13 protein-coding genes are annotated in these 20419 nt (G+C 61.8%); 4 read left to right on the forward strand and 9 right to left on the reverse strand.

All coding sequences use genetic code 11. The annotated features are described in order from the left end of the window. Positions 1-349 precede the first annotated feature (349 nt). Entirely contained in the window at positions 350-1516 is a 1167-nt protein-coding gene (locus QK290_RS13445; RefSeq protein WP_282331153.1) for a GGDEF domain-containing protein, read from the forward strand. 341 nt (positions 1517-1857) lie between these two features. On the opposite strand, the gene QK290_RS13450 is transcribed toward QK290_RS13445, so the two are convergent. From QK290_RS13450 to mobC, 4 genes are read right to left on the reverse strand one after another with little or no spacing between them, the layout of a single operon-like run. Then, positions 1858-2463 (reverse strand): hypothetical protein, encoded by a 606-nt coding sequence (locus tag QK290_RS13450; RefSeq protein ID WP_282331154.1) that lies wholly within the window; start codon positions 2461-2463, stop codon positions 1858-1860. Beyond that, positions 2460-3857, reverse strand: coding sequence for a hypothetical protein (locus QK290_RS13455; RefSeq protein ID WP_282331155.1), 1398 nt, complete (start codon positions 3855-3857; stop codon positions 2460-2462). The genes QK290_RS13450 and QK290_RS13455 overlap by 4 nt, the downstream gene beginning before the upstream one ends. A 32-nt stretch (positions 3858-3889) precedes the next feature. Further along, positions 3890-5521 carry a relaxase/mobilization nuclease domain-containing protein gene (locus tag QK290_RS13460; protein ID WP_282331156.1) on the reverse strand — a complete coding sequence of 544 codons (1632 nt, stop codon included), beginning with the start codon at positions 5519-5521 and terminating at the stop codon, positions 3890-3892. A 2-nt stretch (positions 5522-5523) separates the two neighbouring features. Continuing rightward, a complete protein-coding gene (mobC, locus tag QK290_RS13465; RefSeq protein WP_282331157.1) occupies positions 5524-5913 on the reverse strand; it encodes a plasmid mobilization relaxosome protein MobC in 390 nt (129 codons plus the stop codon). Positions 5914-6163: 250 nt separating this feature from the next. Here mobC and QK290_RS13470 point away from each other — a divergent pair, with 250 nt between their 5' ends. Next, on the forward strand, positions 6164-6472 hold the full coding sequence (locus QK290_RS13470; RefSeq protein WP_282331158.1) for a hypothetical protein: 309 nt from the start codon (positions 6164-6166) through the stop codon (positions 6470-6472). 340 nt (positions 6473-6812) lie between these two features. Here the strand turns inward: QK290_RS13470 and QK290_RS13475 are convergent, their stop codons facing one another. The 5 genes from QK290_RS13475 to QK290_RS13495 form a co-directional block, all read right to left on the reverse strand. Further along, positions 6813-7103, reverse strand: coding sequence for a helix-turn-helix domain-containing protein (locus tag QK290_RS13475; RefSeq protein WP_282331159.1), 291 nt, complete (start codon positions 7101-7103; stop codon positions 6813-6815). A gap of 48 nt (positions 7104-7151) precedes the next feature. Continuing rightward, positions 7152-12056 carry a helicase gene (locus QK290_RS13480; protein WP_282331160.1) on the reverse strand — a complete coding sequence of 1635 codons (4905 nt, stop codon included), beginning with the start codon at positions 12054-12056 and terminating at the stop codon, positions 7152-7154. A 209-nt stretch (positions 12057-12265) separates the two neighbouring features. Then, positions 12266-12544 (reverse strand): hypothetical protein, encoded by a 279-nt coding sequence (locus tag QK290_RS13485; RefSeq protein WP_282331161.1) that lies wholly within the window; start codon positions 12542-12544, stop codon positions 12266-12268. A 178-nt stretch (positions 12545-12722) separates the two neighbouring features. After that, entirely contained in the window at positions 12723-13307 is a 585-nt protein-coding gene (locus QK290_RS13490) for a recombinase family protein (RefSeq protein ID WP_282331162.1), read from the reverse strand. A gap of 412 nt (positions 13308-13719) precedes the next feature. Continuing rightward, a complete protein-coding gene (locus QK290_RS13495) occupies positions 13720-18564 on the reverse strand; it encodes a type ISP restriction/modification enzyme (RefSeq protein ID WP_282331163.1) in 4845 nt (1614 codons plus the stop codon). A gap of 265 nt (positions 18565-18829) precedes the next feature. Between QK290_RS13495 and QK290_RS13500 the strand changes: the two genes are divergently transcribed. Continuing rightward, on the forward strand, positions 18830-19459 hold the full coding sequence (locus tag QK290_RS13500) for a GNAT family N-acetyltransferase (protein WP_282331164.1): 630 nt from the start codon (positions 18830-18832) through the stop codon (positions 19457-19459). A 96-nt stretch (positions 19460-19555) separates the two neighbouring features. Beyond that, the gene (locus QK290_RS13505; protein WP_282331165.1) at positions 19556-20374 is read left to right on the forward strand and encodes a hypothetical protein; all 819 of its coding nucleotides are present in this window, start codon (positions 19556-19558) and stop codon (positions 20372-20374) included. Positions 20375-20419: the final 45 nt, after the last annotated feature.

The raw sequence follows: 20419 nt of genomic DNA on the forward strand, positions 1-20419 counted from the left end.
ACCACCACGGAGTGGGCTCAAATCAAGCCGTCACCGGGGTCCAAGCACTGGACACAGCCAGTCAGGCCAGCGCCGCTTCGGCCGGTTGTCCGCTGGATCCGCAGCGTTCGGCTCTCGTTCGTGGAGGCTTTCCTTGCTCCGTGCCTGGCGGGCCGGAAGGCCGCGCTGCGTTCCGTTCCTGCCGGTGGATCAAACGGGACCACTTAGCGTGGCCGGTTCTCCGATTACAATGCCATTCCCCGTGGGCTGAGGGTATCGTCGGCCAGTTTCTCCGCCTCGGTCGGCGGCTCCGGGGCCGGGGCTGTCATACTGAGTGCCACTGAGGTGGCGGATCCGGGGGGACCACGACATGATGCTCGATACAGGGACACTGCGCGTCGCTTCCGGTGTGGTCACGCTGACCCTTCTCCTGCTGTTTTACTTCATCACGTTCCGCCATACCCGGTCTGCCTACAGCGCGTGGTGGTGCGCGGCCCTCGTCCTGTTTCTCACCGGATCCGCGGCGTACCTCCTTGACGGGACCGTTCATCAGGTCTGGGCAAACCCGCTGGGAAACTCCGTGCTGGTGACGGGCGCCGCCAGCGTCTGGGCTGGTGCCCGGTCGCTGAGAACGGCACGCCCCAGAGCCTGGCAGCTCGGAGCCGGGCCGGCCATCACGGTCGCGGCGTCCGTTGTCGACAACCCCGCGTCCAATGACTGGTCAGGCGGCCCGGTTTTCCTTGCCCTGATGGGGCTGATGATTGCCCTCGCGTCCCGCGAGCTATGGCTGCTGAAGCCCGGCTACTCCCGCGTCCAGCGCCCGATGGCAGCGGCGTCCGGGCTCCTTGCAGCCTATTACTTCGGCCGATGGGCGGCATTCATGGCCGAAGGCCCCCACGGGCCGGTGTTCGTGGCCTACTTCGGATCCCCGCCAACCGCTCTTGCCACCACGGCGCTTCTGGTGGTCGTGTCCTTCAGCATGGCTGTCCTGAGCAACGAACAACAGACCCATGACCTGCGGACGCGGGCAACCTACGACGGCCTGACAGGACTCCTGAACCGCACCGCATTCCTGCACCTGGCCCTGAATGAACTGCTTCGGCTGCGTCGCACCAAGACCACGGCCTCGCTGATTCTCGCCGACCTTGACCACTTCAAGACAGTCAACGACGAATACGGACACGCGGCCGGGGACACGGCCCTCCAGGCCTTCGCTGCCGCCTGCACCGGCTCAGCCCGCTCCACAGACCTCATCGGGCGCTACGGCGGAGAAGAATTCATCCTCTTATTGCCGGGAGCAGATCCGCACCGTGCCGGGCAAATCGCGGCAGAAATAAGCCGCCTGCTACTGGCGTCCCAAGACCCGGGTGGCCCCCGGTTGCCTACCGTGAGCTACGGCATCAGTTCCTCCGGTCCCGGGCGCGCTGACCTTCAGGGGATGATCAGCACCGCGGACGCTGCCCTGTACCAGGCCAAATCACTGGGCCGGAACCGCGTGGTCCTGGCATCTGCCCTTCCTCATGAAACTCCGAGCTGAACCCGGTAAAGCGTGTCCCCCGCCGCCGGGACGCACCGTGCACCCGGCAGCGGCTGAGGCCTGACCACAGCACGGTGCAGGGAACCGCGGGGGGAATTGACGTGGCCCGGTAGAGTCCAGGCGCTGACGCCCTCCGCGCTGTCAGCCTGGTATAGGTCAGACCAGCCAAGGTACTTGCTACCTTGGGTCAGCTGCAGGAGTACCGGGCCAACACCGAATGCACCACCGCGCAAGTCACCGGCATCCTCAAGGCTACTCGACCGCCACCGGGGCACCCTCAAGGGACTGACACGTGGGCTCAAATCAAACCGTCACTGTGGACCCAAAAGAACTTGACACGATCAGTCATCGCGAGTTAGTTGATGGAGAGCTTCTAGCGGCTCGTATTCCAACGGCTCCATTAGGCGGCCGCCTATGTTCCGCTCGCGAGCTAGGTATGCCATGACCTTCGGTCCAGCATCTCCGATGGCGCCAAACATGCTTGTAGCCTTCGTTCCACCCATGCCCGGAGGAGCTGTCGTAAACGCGTAATACCGAAACCTCTTGACTGATGCATCAAAGAAGTAGCGATAAATCCTGAACCTTCCAAGCGACCACGACCAGCCACAGAGAAGAAATTCACAGTCTGGCGGGTCCTCGGCTGCAGGACCAACCGCCCGACTGAGAACCTCGTTAATCACATTATTTAGATGGCCAGCGAACTTTGGCAGGTCAAGGGTCCTTAGCTGAGATCCTTCATACGAGCTGCCTGTTGCAACAGCTTGAAAGATCAATGGCAAAGCGCGCAAGGTATCCCCTGCAAATGCAATAATTGCGTCCGATCTCCCTACATCGAAGATCTTCGCGCAGGCGTCCCAGTGTTCCCCGCCGCCCAACCTGCTGTCGCTGGCCACGATCAATTCCCTCAGCGTCCCTACGCGCCGTTCCCAGGCAATAACCGCGGTCACAGGACGAATCCTCGACCGTTCTTGCCCCTCTCGGAACCCACTGCTGCCCCTGCACGGCTCTTTCTGGCCTTCGCGGCACCCTTGCCCATGGTCACCGCCGCGCTGGGGTGTGTGCCCTCGCTCCGGGCCGCCGCCAAGCGTCCGCGAATCTGCGTTTCATTCGCGCCGGTCTCTTGCAGGGACTCAGCGAACTTCCCGTGGTGTTCAGCCGACCCGTAGTCGGCGGCCGACGTGCTCTCAGCTTTGAGGCCCTGGTCTTTCAAACGGCTGCTGTCGTTTCCGGTGACACGGTTCTCGATCTCGCGGCCGACGCCTTCCATGCGGGCGAAGAGTTCCTTCTCCGCGCGTTCGTAGCGCTGCTCCACGGGCCTCCGCTCGGAGCCTTTGAAACCGCCCTCGGCCAGGAGCTTGGCCTCGTGCATCTCCTTGGCAGCCTTCACGAACTCGGGATCTCCGAAGTGCGAGTCGCCGGCACCGTTGACGTTCGCGGTGGTCTCCTTGCGCAGCTGGTCCATGTCGAGGCCGTTGATGCCGTCCTTGCCGATGAGGAACATTCGTTCCTTCACGAGGGCGTCCGCTGCCAATACCGCTGTGGGGGTCTTGGCAGTGTGCGCGGTCTGCAATGCCTGGGCCAGCTCGGGGTTTGCCAGATACTCGACGGGCACCTGGTGACGCTCCATTTCCGGGGCCAGCTTCGCGGCCTGGGCGCGGAGTTCTTCGACGCGGGCGGCTGCAATCAACTGCATGCTCTTCTCGTGTTCTACGACCGCCTTTCGTGTCTCCTCCTGTCCACCGGTTGCGGATTGCCAATGCTCAATGAGCTTTGTCTCGTCCTTGATTGCATCGGCCACGGTGTCAGCAAAACCGTGGCGCTGCTTCCAGTCAGCAAAGAACTTGGGTTGGTGCGCTGCAGCCCATTCACTGGCCTGAGTCAGCTGGCTTTTGTGGTCGTCCTGACTCTGCACCGGCACCTGACCGGCGTTGGTAATGGTCTGGATCCCCGATTCGAGGTAGGCGAAGTCCGCGCCGACGTCGTGGGTGTCGATGCCATAGCGGGTGAGAATTTCCTGACGGATCTTCTCGGACGCTGCCAGGGCGGCGGGGTCGTGGTCCTTCCAGCCTTCCGCGACGGCGTGTGCCGTGGCAATGTCGCTGGGCTGCGCCTTGTCCCACCACTGGTCCTTCTCCACAGGTGCCAGCGCTGCGTGCGCGGCGCTGCGTTCAGCTGCGAGGCGTGTCTGGGCTTCGTGCGCTGTCTGGGCGTCCTGGTGTTCCTGTTGCCGCTGGCTCTCCTGGCGTCGGCGTGCCAGTGTCTCGGCAATGCGTGAGGCGATCATCAGCGACTGCCGCAGACCGCCGTCCAAGACATCATCCATTCCATCTGATTCACTCATGCTGTTCCCCTTGCAGTTGGTGGTAGTGGAGGTTATCGGTCGAGGCCCGGCCCGGAGTCGCGTCGGCTGGGCTGGTGAGTCTTGGCCGGCGTTGGTGTCGTTGGCACCGCTGATCCGGGACGGATGGGGACCATGCCGCGCCGGGCGATATCGATCGCCCTCGGCGGTATTCCAGCTTCAGGTGCCGGCTGCTGTTCGGCGCCCACCAGAACCGCCTTGGGCATGGTCGCGGTGAACGGGGCCAGCCGCTCCTCGATCACCGAACGGATGCGCTGAGCCTCACGGGTCCGCCCGGACTGGGCGTGCATTTCGTACACGGCAAAGGCGGTGTTGATCAGCTGCACCATGAGTGCCGTTTGTGCCGCCGTCTTGTTCTTGCTCGATGCGGCCATGAACAACATGGCGGAACCTGCAATGGATGGCAGCGCGACGGGTTTGCTGTGCTGTCGTGGTGTGCGCAACTGCGCCGTGCGGGACAGTTCAGCAGCAGTGGCCGCCAACGGCCCGGGCGTCGGTTCGAGCCGGTAGGACCATGCCGCGAACGCTCCGGAAACTTCCCGGGCGGCTTTCGCCCAGGTCGCGTGATCATCACGCGGGATGGTCCTCAGCTGGTCAGCCAGTGCGGTCGCGTTGCGGGTGTATTCCACCCACGCCTCGGCCGGCGGCGTGGCGTTCTCGGGGCCAGTCCTGGAGACCGTGCGCCTGTTCCGGGCCGCGGCGTTCCATTCTGCTGCAGCTTCCGTGGCCAGCTGCGGAGTGTCGAGCCATTCTTCACGGAGGGCACCGAGTTTCAGGTCAGAGGCGAGGGTCCCGCCGCCGAACCAAATAGGACGTTCTCCCTGGGTGGGGCGTTCGGCTACGGAGTATCCAACGATGACGTCGGTGGTGTTCTTCGCGTAGCGCGGCCGCACCAGCAGGCCGGTGTTGCGGGCCCGGCGTACGAACTCCGCTTCGGTCGCGGAGGCGCTGGCGCTGGCACGTATTTTCCGCGCCAGTGATGACCGGTGCATTTCGCGATCATCTCTGACGGCGGTCGCCTTCTCGGCCTGGTCGTAGCCACGGGTGGCGTGGACCGTGGAGAGCTGTTCAAGACCGTATTTGACCTCCAGCTCGCGGCAGGTCTGCTGTGCCCGTTTAAAGTCACCATGCGTGGATGCTTTGGTGCCGTCCTCGCGGACAAGAGACACTGCCAGGTGGATGTGGTGGTTGCCGTTCTCGGAGGTGCCGTGGTTCACCGCGGCCCAACGGCATCGTACCTTGCCACTGGCTTCAGTGAAGCCCATGGAGTCAACGAAGTCGGTGGCGATATCGCCCCACTGCTGGTCGGTCAGTGCGCCCTCTTCGGCGCGCAGGCTCAGGGAGCAGTGCCACACACTGGCATCCTTGTACCCGACGTGGACGCGCTCCTTCTTTGCCGCATCCCACTGCATGTCCTTGATCTGAACAGAGACACCGAACATCTTGCGAGGCCGGTCCAGATGCTTGGCAATGGCGAGGGCATCGTCGCGGTCAAGCACGCCGTCGTCGTACCACGCCATGATGGCAGCGTCACCGGCAACAAGGTGCGGATCCTGGTGGGCGTTCCTGGTCTTGTTGGCGTCGGTCGATGCCAGGTAAACCATGAGCCCGCCCATGCGCGAACCGCGGGTGATGTTCGGAATCATCCCTACATCAGCCCATCAATGGCGTCGTCAATCCGCATGGCTACAGTGCGAATGTGCTTCAGCGCTTCGCGGGCTTCAACAGGGAACTCGCTGGTGGCGTTCGCTTGCCGTGCGAGCTGGTTGATGTTGCTGGAGGAACGGGCCAGCAGATTGTGCAGGGACATCAGTTCCGCTGCGATGGCGCGGCGTTCGGTCGGTGACTCGGAGTGCTCTGACAGAGCGGACGAAATCAACAGGTTCGGAACGGTGACCTTCTCGCGCTCAGCCCTGGCGACGAGTGCCGCTTCTTCCTCCACAGTGACCCATACGTCACGGCGCTTCTTGGTCCCTGCGGGTTTGTTCTCACGGCGCCGCCGGGAGAGCCGGGGACGAGCGGCATTCTCTTCGGTCACTCGTTCCCCAATCCCTCAAAAGGCCCAGCGCAGCGACCCCGAAACCGGGGACCACACTAATCAGTGTGCCGCACTCGACCGCCAGTGTCGAGCGCGAAAAGCCACTTACACCCGTGTAAGTGTATAGCTTGCTCCGTACGGTTGGCTTTTTTGCCTCCGGCACCGCTCCGTGGTGATCAGGCTGATCGGCGTTGCCGCCGCGCCTGGTTGCCGTCGTCAGAACGTCGTACGCGCGGGCTACGCTGGGTGCATGGCTACCATCGACATTGAACAGACACGAAACCAAGCGCGGGCGCTCCTTGACTCCCGCATTGAGTCCGTCACCGCGCTGGTTAAAACCCGACAGCGGATCACAGACCTGAAGGCGCAGCTGGCCGAAGCCGAACGCGACGACAAGCGCGCCTACGTACGCGCCACAAAGGACGGATGGAGCCCCGACGAGCTCAAGAAGCTCGGCCTCGAATCAGGGACAGCAGGGCGGCGGCGGAAGGCCTCCAGCCGGGCCGCCGGCGAGAATTCAGCGGTGACCACGGAGGATGAAAACAGCAGCGATCAGTAGCGTTGCCCCTCGCCCGCATGGGCACGGCAAAAGCAACATCCTTCGGGCTTTTCCCGCACACATCCGGACGACGGGACCCAGCTGACCGGCTGCACACAATCGCCAGGTCACCTTGAGTCTGAAGCTCACCACCGGAGGCCGGCGATCATGCACAGCCTGGACGTCGGTGTGGGCGCCAGCGGCGTCGTTTCCCATGGTCCAAGGCGCGCTGCTCCCGGCATCAGTGCGGGGTGTGGCTGGCTCTTTTTCAGCCATGGACCACAAGGAAGTTCCGGTACGCGGATACGGCGAAGGCCGGCACCTTTTCGAGGTGCCGGCCTTCGTTCGTTCTGCAGCCCGTCTAGTCTTCCGCGGGGCTGTCGCCTTCCGGAATCTGTCCCGCTGCAATACGCTCAGCGGTCTTCACGAACGCCGCGTCGATGTACGCCGCCAGGTCACTTTCCCGGACCCGCCACACACCCCTTCCACCGAACTGGCCTGCAGGAAGCTCACCGCTGCGCACCAGCGAGTAGACGAGGGATCCTTTTACGTTCAGGACCTCCTGAACCTGCTCCAGAGTCAGCATCCTGGGGAACACCGGTCCCGTCGTCGGCGCAGCGTTCGCGTCCACCTGCTCTGTCCTTTTCGTCATTCTCAATCCACCTCATTCCGGCTCTACTGAATCGTCCATCACTTTGCTTTAGCGCTCGAATCCCCCGTCTCGTGAGTGACTTGGCGTGGGTCCGGATGATGCCTGTTGCTGTGGCTGAGTGGGCGTTGGGTGGGTGTTCCTAGGAGCGGACGGGAAGCTTGCGGCCTGCAGTCTTCGCAGTCGTGCGACGGCCGGGTCCACGTCCGCTTCGGAGGGGGAAGCTCGAGGTTCCGGCGCTGGCTTGGGAGGTTCGATGGATGCCTTTAGCTTTGCGTCCAGTTCCGCACACTTCGCACGGGCGCTGATGAGTTTGTCTTCGTATTTGAACGGTTTTCCGGCCTGGCTCTCGACGTCGGAAAGCACCGCCTGTTTTTCGGCGATGGTCTGGCGCAGCTGGGCTTCGTAGTCGGGAAGCCCGGCCACCTTGTTCTCCAGCCGGGTGATAATGCCGGCGCTTCCTTCCAACAGCTCCATGCGGGTGAAGACAAGCGGTGGTGCGGGCACGTCTTTGAGGGTGACAGCGAGGTCCTGGTAAGAGCCGAGCCGGGAGTCGCCGGCCGCGTTTCGGACCTGCAGCTCGTGGCCGCCGAGGGTGCCCATCGTGCCGTGGTCCTGTTTTTGGCGGTAGTAATTTCCGTACTCCGGTGTGTGGGTACGGACCCATTCAGAGATAGCCGCGACGGCCTCCGGACGTTTGGTGTAGCTCTTGCCGTCGATGGTCGCGGTGAAGGCCTCCCCGGCCGTCGGGGTGATGCGCGGGAGTGCCGTCTGCAATGCGGGCAGCTTGCTTTCGGCTTTGGTGATGCTGGTTTCGGCCGCGGCCCTGGTCCAGGAGAGTGTGCTCTGTCCTTTCTCGTGGGCGCGTTTGAGTCGTTCGAGTTTGGTCCGGGCCGCGTCGGCCTCGATCTTGTCCACCACCAGCGGGTTGCCGCTGGTCGCTGCCTTGATCTGTGCGGCGTTGAGGGCGAGATCTCCAACGTCCTCGATCTCCCGGATATCGAGGCGTCCGCGAAGGACCTGCTGGATCATGGTGGCCTTGCGCTGGATTCCGTCCCAGGCGGCACTGTCGTAGCTGCCGACGGTTGCGTATTGGAAGTTGTGGACCTCCGCGTTGGCGTTACGTTGACGGATGATGCGCCCGTCGCGCTGGGTCAGGTCAGCCGGCCGCCAGGGACACGTGACGTGGTGGATCGCTTTGGCGCGGAGCTGGACGTTAGCGCCGGTTCCCATCATGGCGGTGGAGCCGATCAGCACGGCCACCTCCCCGGTACGGCATTGGGCGAACAGCTGGGCTTTCTGCTCGGGCTTGGGCGCGTCCTGGATGAACCGGATCTGATCTGCCTGGATGCCTCCGGCAACGAGCTGGTCCTTGATCTGCTGGTAGGCGGTCCAGACCGGTTTGCCGTCGGGACCGGTGTTCTTGGAGGGCGTGCTGAGGTCGCAGAAGATGATCTGCAGCGCACCCTTGTTGGCCGAAGGGATCCCGGATTCGAAGCTGGTTTCGTACTCGTTCTCCCGGTTCTCCTCCCAGACTTTCAGGGTCTTGGCCACAACATGGTCCAGCTTCGTCCCGGATTCGGGTTCGATGCCGACCATGCGCAGGTCCAGCGCTGCTTTGCGGCCGTCGTTGTAGACAGAGAGGGCGTTGTCCGCGCCCTTCTCAGCCCAGCCGGAGAGGGAGTCCAGCCGGTCCGCGAGGCCCTTCATGTATTCGGCCAGTTCGGGCGGCTGCGGGATCAACACCAATTCCGGCTGCCGTTCCCCGTCACCAGGCCGGCGGGCGAGGTCCGGCTTTTTGAGGTAGTTCAAATCCTCGGAGAGCTTCACGTCCGCAAAGACGTGGAAGGACCGCAGCATCTCGGGGACGTTCTTGAACTTCGCGAAGCGCGGCTTGTTCTTCAGCCGGCCTCCGGCGTCCATCTCGATGGCGGTGACGGTTTCCCCGAACGTCGCTCCCCAGACGTCGAAGTTCTCCACACCGGCAGCCTGGAGCAGGTCCGGGCGCAGGTAGCGCTGCATGACGTGGGCTTCGGTGATGGAGTTGGCAATCGGTGTGCCGGTCGCCATCGTAACGACGCGTTCCCCGTGGGTGCTGCGCAGGTATTCGAGCTTCAGGTGCATGTCGGTGGCCCGGATGGAGCCGGCAATTTCTGCGCCCTTGATGTTGGTGACCGTGCGGAGGTTCTTGTAGTCGTGCCCTTCGTCCACGAACAGGTAGTCCACCCCGGTGTCCTCGAATGTCAGTCCAAGATCCGGCGCCGTGTCCATAAGCTTCTTCATGCGCTCTTCTTCGGCCTGGAGCTTCGTTTCAAGCTTCTTCACCGTGGTCCGGTCCTCGCCCTCGGCCTGGGCGTTGACGATGGTCTGCCGGACGTCCGCGATGATCGACTCCTGGTAGGCCTCAATGGTTTCGGCTTTCACGCCAATGCTCTTGAAGGCCTGCTGGGTCATGATGATGCCGTCCCAGTCGTTCGCCGCGGCGCGGGCGACGAACTGCCGGCGCGCGGCCAGGTCCCCGCTCTTGGTCTTGATGTCATCGGACCCTGCCGAGAGCAGGCGCGCCTGCGGGTACAGTTCCAGCCACTCGCGGGTGAACTGCTCCAGCATGTGGTTCGGGACGACAACCATGGGCTTGGAGGCCATGCCCAGGCGTTTGAGTTCCATCGCTCCCATCACCATTTCGGCGGTCTTGCCGGCCCCGACTTCGTGGAAGAGGCCCACAGCCGGTTCGGAGATGATGCGCGCCACGGCGGTGCGCTGGTGCGGGTGCGGGGTGAAGGTCTTGGCCAGCCCCGGCAGGGTCAGGCGCCCGCCTTCCTTGGTGTAGTCGCGCAGGGCCAGTGAGTTGAAGCGGCGGTTGTATTCGTCAATGAGCCGGCTGGCACGTTCGGGGTCTTCCCAGACCCACTCGGCGAAGCGTTCCTGCAGGGCCTCGGCCTTTTCCTGGGCCGCTTCGGTTTCTTCGAGATTGGCGACGGGTTTTCCGTCCTCGTTCTTGTCCTCGACCTGAATGCTCTTTTGTTCCAGGATGCTTTGCAGCAGGTCCGGGGCGGGCCGGCGGCCCGTCCCCCACTCGTTCGTGGAACGGACCGTTCCCCGGTTGGCTTTGACCCGCCAGATGCCGCTGCCGACGCTGGTCACGCTGGCGTTGGGATCGGCAAGGATGTCCTGGACGAAGCGTTGGTGTTCCTCGGGGGAAATCCAGACCGCACCGATGCGCGCCTCGACGTCTTCCATGCCGACCCTCGGCGGCTGGACTTCCTCCAGGGCGGTGACGTTCACGCCAAGGCGCTCGTCCTCGGCCGCCGCAGCACGGGCAGCTTCGAGCTTGGTCCGGACGTTCCCGGACAGGTATTCCGGTGCGGTGACGAGCTTGCCGGATTCCGGGTCATCGAACACGAGCGTGCCCAGCTGATCGCGGGCTTCCTCTTCCGTGACGCCCAGCAGGTCCGCGATCTGTTCCAGCTCCGGGGCACCGTAGGTATCCAGGACGATGGCAAGGGCTTCGTCAACAGTGTCCGCGCCCATGAGCGGTTTGCGGGCCACCACCTGCCGGTGCTGAAGCAGGCCAGCCGGCGTCGCAGTCTGCGTTTCCTCGTTGAACCTCTCCAGGGCCGGCGGCAGAGTGCCGAAGGGGTCCGTCTGGCGCAGGATCCGCACGGCGGGTGCTGCACGGCGGGTGATGATGTCCTCGCCCGTTTCCTTGTCCGTGCGAACAGACTCCGTGAAGCGGTTCAGCGGCCCATATTTGGCGGCATATGCCGTGTACTGGTCAGCCAGGGCGGTTCGTTGAGCCGACATCGCCGGGGTGTCTTCGCTGTCGGAAGCTTCCATCTCCAACAGGGCGCGTGCGCCGTCGCGCATCCCCAGCAGGTCGCTCAGCTCCGCCGCATGCGCTTTGGGTACCGGGAACGGAAGCTGTTCCCCTGCACGGGCAACGGTGAAGGTTCCGTCTTGTTGGACGGCGATGGTGCCGTCCCACTCCTGCCCGGAGGACGGCAGGAGTGCCGCCGGGGTCTTTCCCGGCGCCGGCTCGGCAGGGGCGTGGTTCAGGCCGCGGTCCAGCGCTTCCTGCACAACGGCGTCAAGCCGCCGGGCGAGCAACTGCGGGACGGCGGCGAGGTCGTCGGCTTTCACGCTGACGGTTTCCTCGCCGTACATGCCGTTCCCAACGGTGATCTGCCCGAGGACGTTCTGCGGGTTCAGATCGAAGTAGTTGTTGATCTGCACGTTGCGGCCGTCGATGATGACGGGCCCGACAGTTTCCCAGTCCGTGTTGGCAGGCTCCCGGCCCGGCTCGCGCTTGCGCAGCAGCAGCAGGTCAGTGAGTGCTTCGGTGCCGGCGGCTCGCCGGTGGGCGCCGGTAGGCAGGCGCACGGCACCCACCAGGTCCGCCATGGCGCTCATCTCCCGCCTCGAGGTGGGGTTGGTTGCGTCCATGGTGAAGCTGGAGGTCAGCACGGCGACGTATCCGCCGGGTTTCACGGCGGCCAGGCTCTTCAGAATGAAGTGATTGTGCATGGAATGCCGGGAGTCGGCGTTGTGGGTCTTGTCGTAGAGCGCGTTCTTGCTGAACGGGACGTTGCCGACGGCAAGGTCAAAGGAGTTGGATTTGATCGGGGTGTCCGCGAAGGACTCGCTGCGGATCGTCGCGTCGGGATACAGTCCCCGGGATATTGAGGCGGTCAGCGGATCAAGCTCCACGCCGGTCATCCGGGCACCTTCCGGGGCGAATCCGATGAACGTTCCCGCGCCGGATCCGGGTTCCAGCACCTCTCCCCCGGTGAAGCCGAGCCGGTCGACGGCGGACCAGATTTCCTTTACCAGGGCGGCGTCGGTGTAATACGCGTTCGTCGTGGTCCGCGACGCGGCGGCATACTCGCGCTCGCTCAGGACGTCCTGCAGCTGGGCGCGCTCGGCGGCCCATTCGGCCTTGTCGAACAGCTGGGGCACCGCTCCCCAGCTGGACCACCGCGCCAGGGAACGCTGCTCTACTTCGGTGGCCGGCCTCTGCTGGTCCTCCAGCTCCCGGACGATGCGGATTGCTTCAACGTTTGCGGCGAAGCGGGCTTTCTGTCCCGATGGTGCAAGGTCCGTCTGGGATGCTGGGTGGAACCGTCCGGCCGCCGCAACCGCTGCCGGCTCCGGCTGGGGTTCGACCCCTAGCTCTCCTCGTCCTCCTGGGCCCCGTAGGTCGGCTCCATCTCCTCCGGCTCCGCGGGAAGGCTGGCGTAGATCATCTCCTGGTACACCATCTCGCGTGCCCGGAGCTTGGCCATGTTCGCCAGCCCGATGTACTCCAGCGGCGGTTCCGATCCCCTGGTTGGTGTCAGCTGTTCGCTGAGGTCCCAGATTTCCTGCTGGATCTCCTCCCCCAAGGTCGAAAAGTGCGTCTCGGGGTCCGCTATCTGCGCGAAGCTCTCCGGGTCGTGATTCTTCATAGTTTCCATGGCGTGTCTGCCGTGCTCGTTCATTTACGACCTCTTCCGGTTCGGCCCACAAAGACTCCAGACTCAGCTGACCCTCAATGTGGTTCTTAGATTTCCTCGGTGCCATGTGCGCCGTCCCCCTCCGTTTGCCTCCACGCTAGCGAAGGCACCGATGGATTAACAGCCGCACCTACTCTTGCGGTACCTGCAGGCTCTTCCGCTGCCGCGCGAGCTCACGCACCACGGTGGCCTCGCTGACCTCGATGGTCTTGGCGATGGCGCTGATCGTCCGCTTCTCACCACGCATCCGGTGCGCGGTGGCTGCCTTGTCCGGCGTCATCTTGGTAGGCCGTCCGCCGACGCGGCCGCGGGCTTTCGCCGCCGCGAGGCCGGCCATGGTCCGTTCCCGCAGCCGGTTCCGCTCATACTCGGCGATAGCGGAAAAAAAGTGGAACATCAGCAACCCCTGGGAGTTGGTCGTGTCCAGCCAGGTCTCCGTCAGTGACCGGAGGCCAACCTGCCGGTCAGCCAGCGTCTTCACGATGCCGGCCAGGTCGGCGGTGTTCCTCCCGAGCCGGGACAAATCGTTGACCACCAAGATGTTCCCCGGCTGGAGATGATCCAAGCAGTCTTGCCACTGCGGCCGTTCCGCCGTCGCACCCGACGCAAAATCTGTCCAGATCCGGAAGCACCCGGCAGCGTTCAAAGCATCCAGCTGCAGGTCCACCGACTGCTCAGTAGTGCTCACTCGGGCATAGCCAAGCAACGTAGCCACAATCAGTTCCCCTCATTCATTCAAAAACCGTCGTCCACGGAGTTTTGACCAACACTGTCTCCGTAGATTTCGCAGTCGAGTTCTGACACAGCCTAGCACCGTCGAAGCCGTTTTTTGAGGCGTCGTTTTTCCGAAGTCGTCTGCACAGGCACAAAGGGTCGTATTTGACGTGCACCTTCAGTCCCTCGACGCCGCCCCAGGTGCGCGTTGCTTCTCCAACTCGAAGACGGCCTAACTGTGGACTTATGGAACTTTTTTGATGCAGGTCAGCTTTATCTCAATGTCGTGTTCGACGTTGTCTACAAAGTAGAGAAGTGGACTTCAGCAGCCTCGGTTGGCGCTAAACAGCAGTAATCTGGACGCGACGGTCCCTCAAACCACGTCGGTGGGCTGCTTTGCGGGCCCAGTCCAGTCACTCAAGGATCTCCAAAGGAGGCAACTGGCCCACAATCTTCATCGTTTCCACGGACACCGTAACCATGCGTTTGATGAGATCCAGAATGTACCGAGGGTCGCCAACCTCGCGGCAGTAGTCGTTGGGGTTATTGGTAATCTGTGAGTCCTTGTGCGTGGTGACCTGGTAGCGGTCAATGATCCACTCGACCGCAGACTTGCCGTTGACCTGGTAGTCGTAGGCCTCGGCGGGGATTCCGGCCAGCGTGATTCGTTGGTTGTAGATGATCCGAGAGCGGTCCTTGCGGGCGCCGAAAGAGAGTTTCGTCACCCGGTGGAACTCGTACTCGTCACTTTCGCGGCCGCCGGAGACAATCTCTTCTAGCGGATAGGGGTCGACTGTCTCATAGTTGAGGTGGAGCTCGGCCAAATTCCTCCCAGCATTACTGAAACCCCAAAAATCCCTCACCTTAGGGATGCGGGGGAGCATTTTCATCAGGTCAGCCTTATATCGTTCCTTGTAAACAGGGCTGTGGAGAAGTCCGTAAACGTAGTAAAAGACGTCCTCCTTCGTGAGCTTCGCATCCTCGTAGAAGCCCCGGTAGGTCGATAATGTGGCGTCAGTGATGTTGTCTCTGCGTCGGTAGCCGTCAATGACGGTGCCCCCAGCATCAGAAAAGAGATCATCCTGGCCCTCCGCCGAGACTGGCTCGTAGCTGTAGAGGCTAAAGAACTGGCCCGACGCCACGAATGTCAGATCTGGGACATCCCGACAGATAAGAGCAGACCAATCCTTTCGGTAGTCGGTACTAACGCCTATGGCTAAGTTTTGGTGGGCCTGCGTAGGGAACAGCCGCGGAAGCTGATACACCATGGCGTTCATTGAACGATCGAAGTAGTTGAGCTGTTTGGTAAATGGCCTATAGGCCATGGAGACAACTCGAGTCGGATCAAAGCTGTGCCTCCTTTGTCGAGTCCGATCCTGGGCAAAGTTGCGGTTCCAACTAATCTTCTGCGGATCGAGATCCAACGCCATATCGGGGACGAGCAACTGGTCATTGTAGTGATCGATCATCCTCGACATGTTCTGTTCCACGGTAGCCGCAGAGAAGTTTGTTGCCCAGGCGTCCCGGCCTGTAGCAAGGCCGAGACTGAATGTTTCGAACGTCGGAGTTGCTTGTTTATCCTTCTTATCTCCGATCGGTTGATAGCGGTCGTAGCTGGGATCCCGGTGGTTGATCCAATCCCCGTGATCGCTCGGCTTGATCGCCTCCCAATCCGTACCTTCGAGGGATTGCTCGATTTCAAGGATGTCGAGCTTCTGCTCCCGCGTGAGATAGTCGCCAATGTCCCTGTATTGGATGTCTACGGGCCCACGATGCGCGGAGTTCTTGATCAGAATGGCAATGGCGATGGGAGTGCGCGCACCACTGCCGAAGATCTTCCCGCCCTCCTTCCGCGAAACCTCGCCGGCCGTACGCTGATTACCACGTAAGTTGTAGATAAAGATACGACTGAACTCGTTGGCAAATGTCTTGCGGATTCCGTCAGCCGAGCTGCCATCAATAAAACTGCCATTGGACACAAATGCAATCACACCATCGTCCACGATTCGATTGGACGCCCAACGGATACCTCGAATGTAGGAATCGTAAAGGCCCTTAGTGGAAGACGCAGATGAATTCGCCACGTAGGTTGAAGCGATAGACGCATCCAACTGCAAATAAGACTGATTCTTGTTGTTGTCGTTCGCGCTCGTCTGCCCCACCGAGTAGGGCGGGTTCATTACGATGACTCGAATGTCCTGGTTTTTCTGCCGCTGTACCCGATTCGAGTTCTCCGGAAAGACCACGGAGTCAAAAGCTCCATCGGATTCGTTGAGCTGGAAGGTGTCGGTCAGGGCGATTCCGTCAAAAGGGACGTAGTCGAATTCGAGTCCGTGCTTGTTTGATTCCTCGGCGAAAACGGTCTCGATGTTGATGGCGGCGATGTAGTAGCTGAGCAGGACGATCTCGTTGGCGAAGAGCTCCTGCGTGTATTTGCGGTGCAGGTCCTCCGGCTTGATCAGACCGGACTGGAGCAGCCTCGTCACGAAGGTCCCGGTGCCGACGAAGGGCTCGAGGATAGAGACACCCTCGTCCGAAAGGGACTTGCCGAACTCCAAGCGCAAGGCAGCATCCGCGGAGCGCAGGATGTAGTCAACCACGGGGACCGGTGTGAAGACGATACCGAGCCTGTCGGCGACGCGCGGGAACGCGTTGCGGAAGAAATTGTCGTACAGCTCAAGGATGATCTTCTGCTTCGCCGCGGCGTTGTCGATGGACTTCACCCGTGCCCGGACGGAATCGTAGAACTTCTCGAGCCCCGCGCGTTCCTTCTCGAATGCAGAGTGGTCATCCAGCTGGTTCAGGATATTCTGCATCGCCAGCGAGACGGGGTTGTGCTCGGTGAAATTGGAGTCCGTGAACATCGCGTCGAAGACGGGCTTGGTAACGAGGTGCTGGGCGAGCATTTCCACGGCCTGGGCCTGGTCGATCTCCGGGTTCAGGTTCTCCTGCAGGCCTTGGATGAAGTCGTCGAAGGCCTTCCGGTGTTCCGGGTTCGCTTCCGTCAGCAGGGCGTTGATAAGTGTGATGTGTTTGTTGGCGATGTCGGCAATGTCTTTGGACCAGTCTTCCCAGTACATCCTGTTGCCGCACTTGTCTACGATCTTGGCGTAGACGGAGTCCTTCCACTCCCCCACCGGGAACTGCAGCGCGGGCTGCACGTAAGCCGGTTCGCCCTCGCCGGCGTCGCCATTTCCGCCACCCGTGGCTTCTCCACCGCCGGCATTGCCGCCCACGTTCGTCCGGGCCTTCTTCTTGGGGGCGAGGTCCACGGTGTCGACGAGGATGGATTCGGGTGCCTTGTGGTTGAGCTCGATCTGGTTGATCGCGGCGTCCATGCGTTCATCGTGTGCGCGGAGGGCCTGCAGAACCTGCCAGACGACCTTGTAGCGGTTGTTGTCCCGCAGCGCCTCAGAGGTGGACATCCCTTCGGGGATCGCGATGGGCAGGATGATGTAGCCAAACTGCTTGCCCTTGGCGATGCGCATCACCCGGCCGACTGCCTGGATGACGTCGACCATGGAATTGCGCGGGTTCAGGAACAGGACCGCGTCCAGGGACGGGACATCCACTCCCTCGGTGAGGCAGCGGGCGTTGGTCAGGATCCTGCAGACGGGCTGATCCTCGGGGCCGTCGAGGTCTTCCTTAAGCCAATCGAGGCGCTCGGCGCGGGTGATGGCGTTGAAGCCGCCGTCCACGTGCTTGACCTCAACCTTTAGGTCATCGGTGGGGTCGTCGTTGTCCAGGTTGGTCAGGTGAACCCGGACCAGATCGGGGAATTCAGACTCGACAAGCTTGGAGGATTTGATATCCCGGTTGAACGCTACCGCGCGTTTCATTGGCGCCAGGTCGTTGCCGAAGGACGCCTCATGGGTGCCGGAGCGGCGCTTAGCCAGGCCGTTCCAGCAACCGATGAGCTTGGCGACGTCGTCGATCTGCAGTTCCATGTCTGAATCCGCGAGCTGGTCCTGAAAGCTCGAAACAACCTGGCTTTGCTCCACACCAAGGACCAGGACCTTGTAGTCGGTCAGGAGCTTCTTCGTCACGGCTTCACCGAAGCCGATCCGGTAGAAGACCGGCCCGTACATGGTCTCGTCGTCCATGGAGCACAGGATCGCGTCGCGCTCCAGCGCCTTGTTCTTGGTGTCATCGTTGAAAAGCCGCGGTGTCGCCGTCATGTATAGGCGCTTGGCGCCGGCGATGACGTCGTTGCGGTGGACCTTGACGAAGTGGGATTCCTCGGTGCCGGCCAGGGTAGCGCCCGTGGTTCGGTGGGCCTCGTCGCAGATGATCAGGTCGAAGTCGGGGAGGCCGGCCTTCTGGGCCTGGGACACTGCGTCAATGGACTGGTACGTGGAAAACACGACCGTCATGCCCTCGTCCAGCTCGCGGGTTCCCATTGCTTCCAGCAGTGTGGCACCGTCCGTGGTCGCCGGGATCTGCAAGTCATGGATCGCCACATCGGTGAAGTCGGAATTCTTCTGCCGGCCGACCTTGGTGTCTGAGCAGACGGCGTAGGCGTGCAGCGTCTGCGTGGTTTCGTCCGACCATTCCTTCAGCGACTGGGACATCAGCGCCAGGGAGGGGACGAGGAAAAGGATCCGGGCGTGGCCTTCCTGTTCGGCGACCCTTTCGGCGATCTTCAGAGCGGTGAAGGTCTTGCCCGTGCCGCAGGCCATGATGAGCTTGCCGCGGTGGTTGCTTTCGAAGCCCGTCAGTGTGGCGTTGACGGCCTCGTGCTGGTGGGTGCGCAGCTGCTTCTTCTCGTGCAGCTGCGGTGCCCGGGACGGGTCGGTGAGTTCGTAGGTGGCCCAGTCGATGTTGGAGTTGCGGAAATCCGTGAGGCCGATGCGCTGGATCGGCAGGTGCTGGTTGTCCAGCATCTCCTCCGCGTTCGGGGACCAGTCCCGGCCGGTCGTGTCCACGATGAGCCGGTGCGTGAACGGCGGCTTTCCGGAGGCGGCAATGAACGAATCAATGTCGGCCTTCTGGATCCGGTGGTGCTCGGCGTAGAACTTGCACTGGATGGCCGCGAAGCCGCCGTCCTGGCGCTCGGCCACGAGATCGATTCCGTTGTCCTTCTTACCGTCGCGGCCCGGCCAGTCCCTCCACAACCAAACGTTCCGGTACTGCGGAGCCTGGACGCCATCCTTCTCCAGGTACCGGCCAACGAGCTGTTCGAAGTAGTTGCCCTTCATCCGCTCCGAGTCCGCAAGGTCGCGGTACGAATCAAGCAGTACATCGAACGTCGTTGCCACGAAAGGACCCCCGGAAAAGAGAAACAGGTGAAATCGGCTAAAACCGACGCCTCTGATCATATGGTCCAGCCGCGGGATCCGGGCGAAGCGTGCGCGGGGGCGATCGCACATGATCCCAGATTCGGAGGTCCTAAAGGGTCGTTTTGACCGTTGCGAATAGGGCATTCACCGGGCAGTTTGAGGCCGGGTCTTAAGGAATCAGGCCCGGAATCCCGCGATCCTGGCGCAGTGCTGCCATTCACTTCAAATCAGGCATACTGCTCGGATGGGGAAAAAAGACCGCGAAAGAAAACAACGCCAACAAGAAGCGAAAGCTAGGACGTCAAGCGCCGCCAACCCCTCCCTCACACTCGTGCCATCACCAACCGCTCAGTCACGACACGTCCGACTTGCACGGCAACTGACGAGTACCGGATTCACATTTCGCCAGGTGAAATCAGCAAGTGAGCGAGCTGCAGCTATCTTCTTGATACAAAATTCAATTCCCGAGTCTGGTTCCTACCAGCCTGGTCCGAAGGTCGCACTGCTTGTCGCCCTAGATTTGACCCAAGCAGTTGCAGGTGTTGCCGCCTGCGAGTTGACGATATGGAACGGCGGCTCGGGACTCCAACTGACCGTGGAACATCTGGCTGTTGATGCAAATCGCCAGGGACAGGGAATCGGGACGGTCCTTCTTGGAATGGTCGATCAGCTAATTCCCGACAATACAAAGCGTGCAGCATCGAAACTAGTGGTTCTAGGCGGTTGTGCAGTTTCAGCCCGAAGTTTCTACCAGAAAGCAGGCTTCAGGGTCTTGCCGGAGCATGCGAAACTGCCGTTTCCCTTCGGCGGCGGGGGTGGGAATGTAGTAAATACCAACACTCAGTACCCTTGCTGGTTTGCCAAGACGGTCTAGGCGGACCAAGTACCGTACGACTGACTAGCTCCAGAATCTCGAAGGAACACGTAACTGCTAGAAGTCTTTCGAATCCCAATGCACTAGGTTGAGCCTATGACGACTACCGGGCTTGAGGTGCGCCTCCGTGAAGGTAGGGAACGCGCCGCGGTTCACAGATTCACGAAGACACTCGACGATCTGGTGCTGGCGCTTCGAGAAATTGATAAGTCGTACTTGACCCATGGTTCTCGTCCCACGTGGGTCATCGCCGGCCTAAATCATGAGTCCTCCGGCGACATGATCGTGCGTTTGGAGGCGCGGAGCCCTTCCCGGACACGTCCGCTTGAGGACATGCTCCTCTCAGTGGAGGCGCTGGTCGATGGGGTAAACAGCCTCGGCTCCCTTCCTGAGGTGCCCAGGTTCTACAGCCCGGAAACAGTCGGTCGCATCACCCGAATAGCAACCCCTTCTGAAGGCTTCGCCGAAGTATCAGTTGCTTCCTACAACGGGAAGATCAATTCTCGGGCTGTCCTAACCTCTGAAGTTCGGCAAAACGCGGAGCTCGCCCTTCAGGGCAAGGAGGTCAGCTACGGATCAATCTCCGGAACGCTGGACACAGTCAGCTCCGCGCCCGCCCGTAATATCCTCAGGGCGCGTATTTACGACGAGCAGACTCAAAGGGCCGTGGCTGGCGTAGTTTCTCAGGATTTGTCGGAATCCTTGAGGCAACACTGGAATCACAGAGTTTTGGTCGGAGGACTCATAACTCGAAACGGACGAGGACAGGCCCTAAAAATTGAGATCGACCAGCTGGAGAGACTTCCAGAGAACGACCTGGGAATGCCGTCTCCGGCTGAACTCTTAGGTATCGCGCCGACCTGGCTGAATGGGGAGAATGTGGACGATTACATGGGGAGTATTCGAGGTGCCTAGACCCAAGAAGGATGCGCGGGTACCACTTATTTATGTCGACTCCTG

The organism is Pseudarthrobacter sp. AL07, from assembly GCF_029960665.1.
GTDB lineage: Bacteria > Actinomycetota > Actinomycetes > Actinomycetales > Micrococcaceae > Arthrobacter.

Coding starts and splice junctions, on each gene's coding strand:
- QK290_RS13445 (WP_282331153.1), top strand. CDS start 350: ATGATGCTCGATACAGGGACACTGCGCGTCGCTTCCGGTGTGGTCACG.
- QK290_RS13455 (WP_282331155.1), bottom strand. CDS start 3,857: ATGAGTGAATCAGATGGAATGGATGATGTCTTGGACGGCGGTCTGCGG.
- QK290_RS13460 (WP_282331156.1), bottom strand. CDS start 5,521: ATGATTCCGAACATCACCCGCGGTTCGCGCATGGGCGGGCTCATGGTT.
- QK290_RS13470 (WP_282331158.1), top strand. CDS start 6,164: ATGGCTACCATCGACATTGAACAGACACGAAACCAAGCGCGGGCGCTC.
- QK290_RS13475 (WP_282331159.1), bottom strand. CDS start 7,103: ATGACGAAAAGGACAGAGCAGGTGGACGCGAACGCTGCGCCGACGACG.
- QK290_RS13485 (WP_282331161.1), bottom strand. CDS start 12,544: ATGAAGAATCACGACCCGGAGAGCTTCGCGCAGATAGCGGACCCCGAG.
- QK290_RS13500 (WP_282331164.1), top strand. CDS start 18,830: ATGGGGAAAAAAGACCGCGAAAGAAAACAACGCCAACAAGAAGCGAAA.
- QK290_RS13505 (WP_282331165.1), top strand. CDS start 19,556: ATGACGACTACCGGGCTTGAGGTGCGCCTCCGTGAAGGTAGGGAACGC.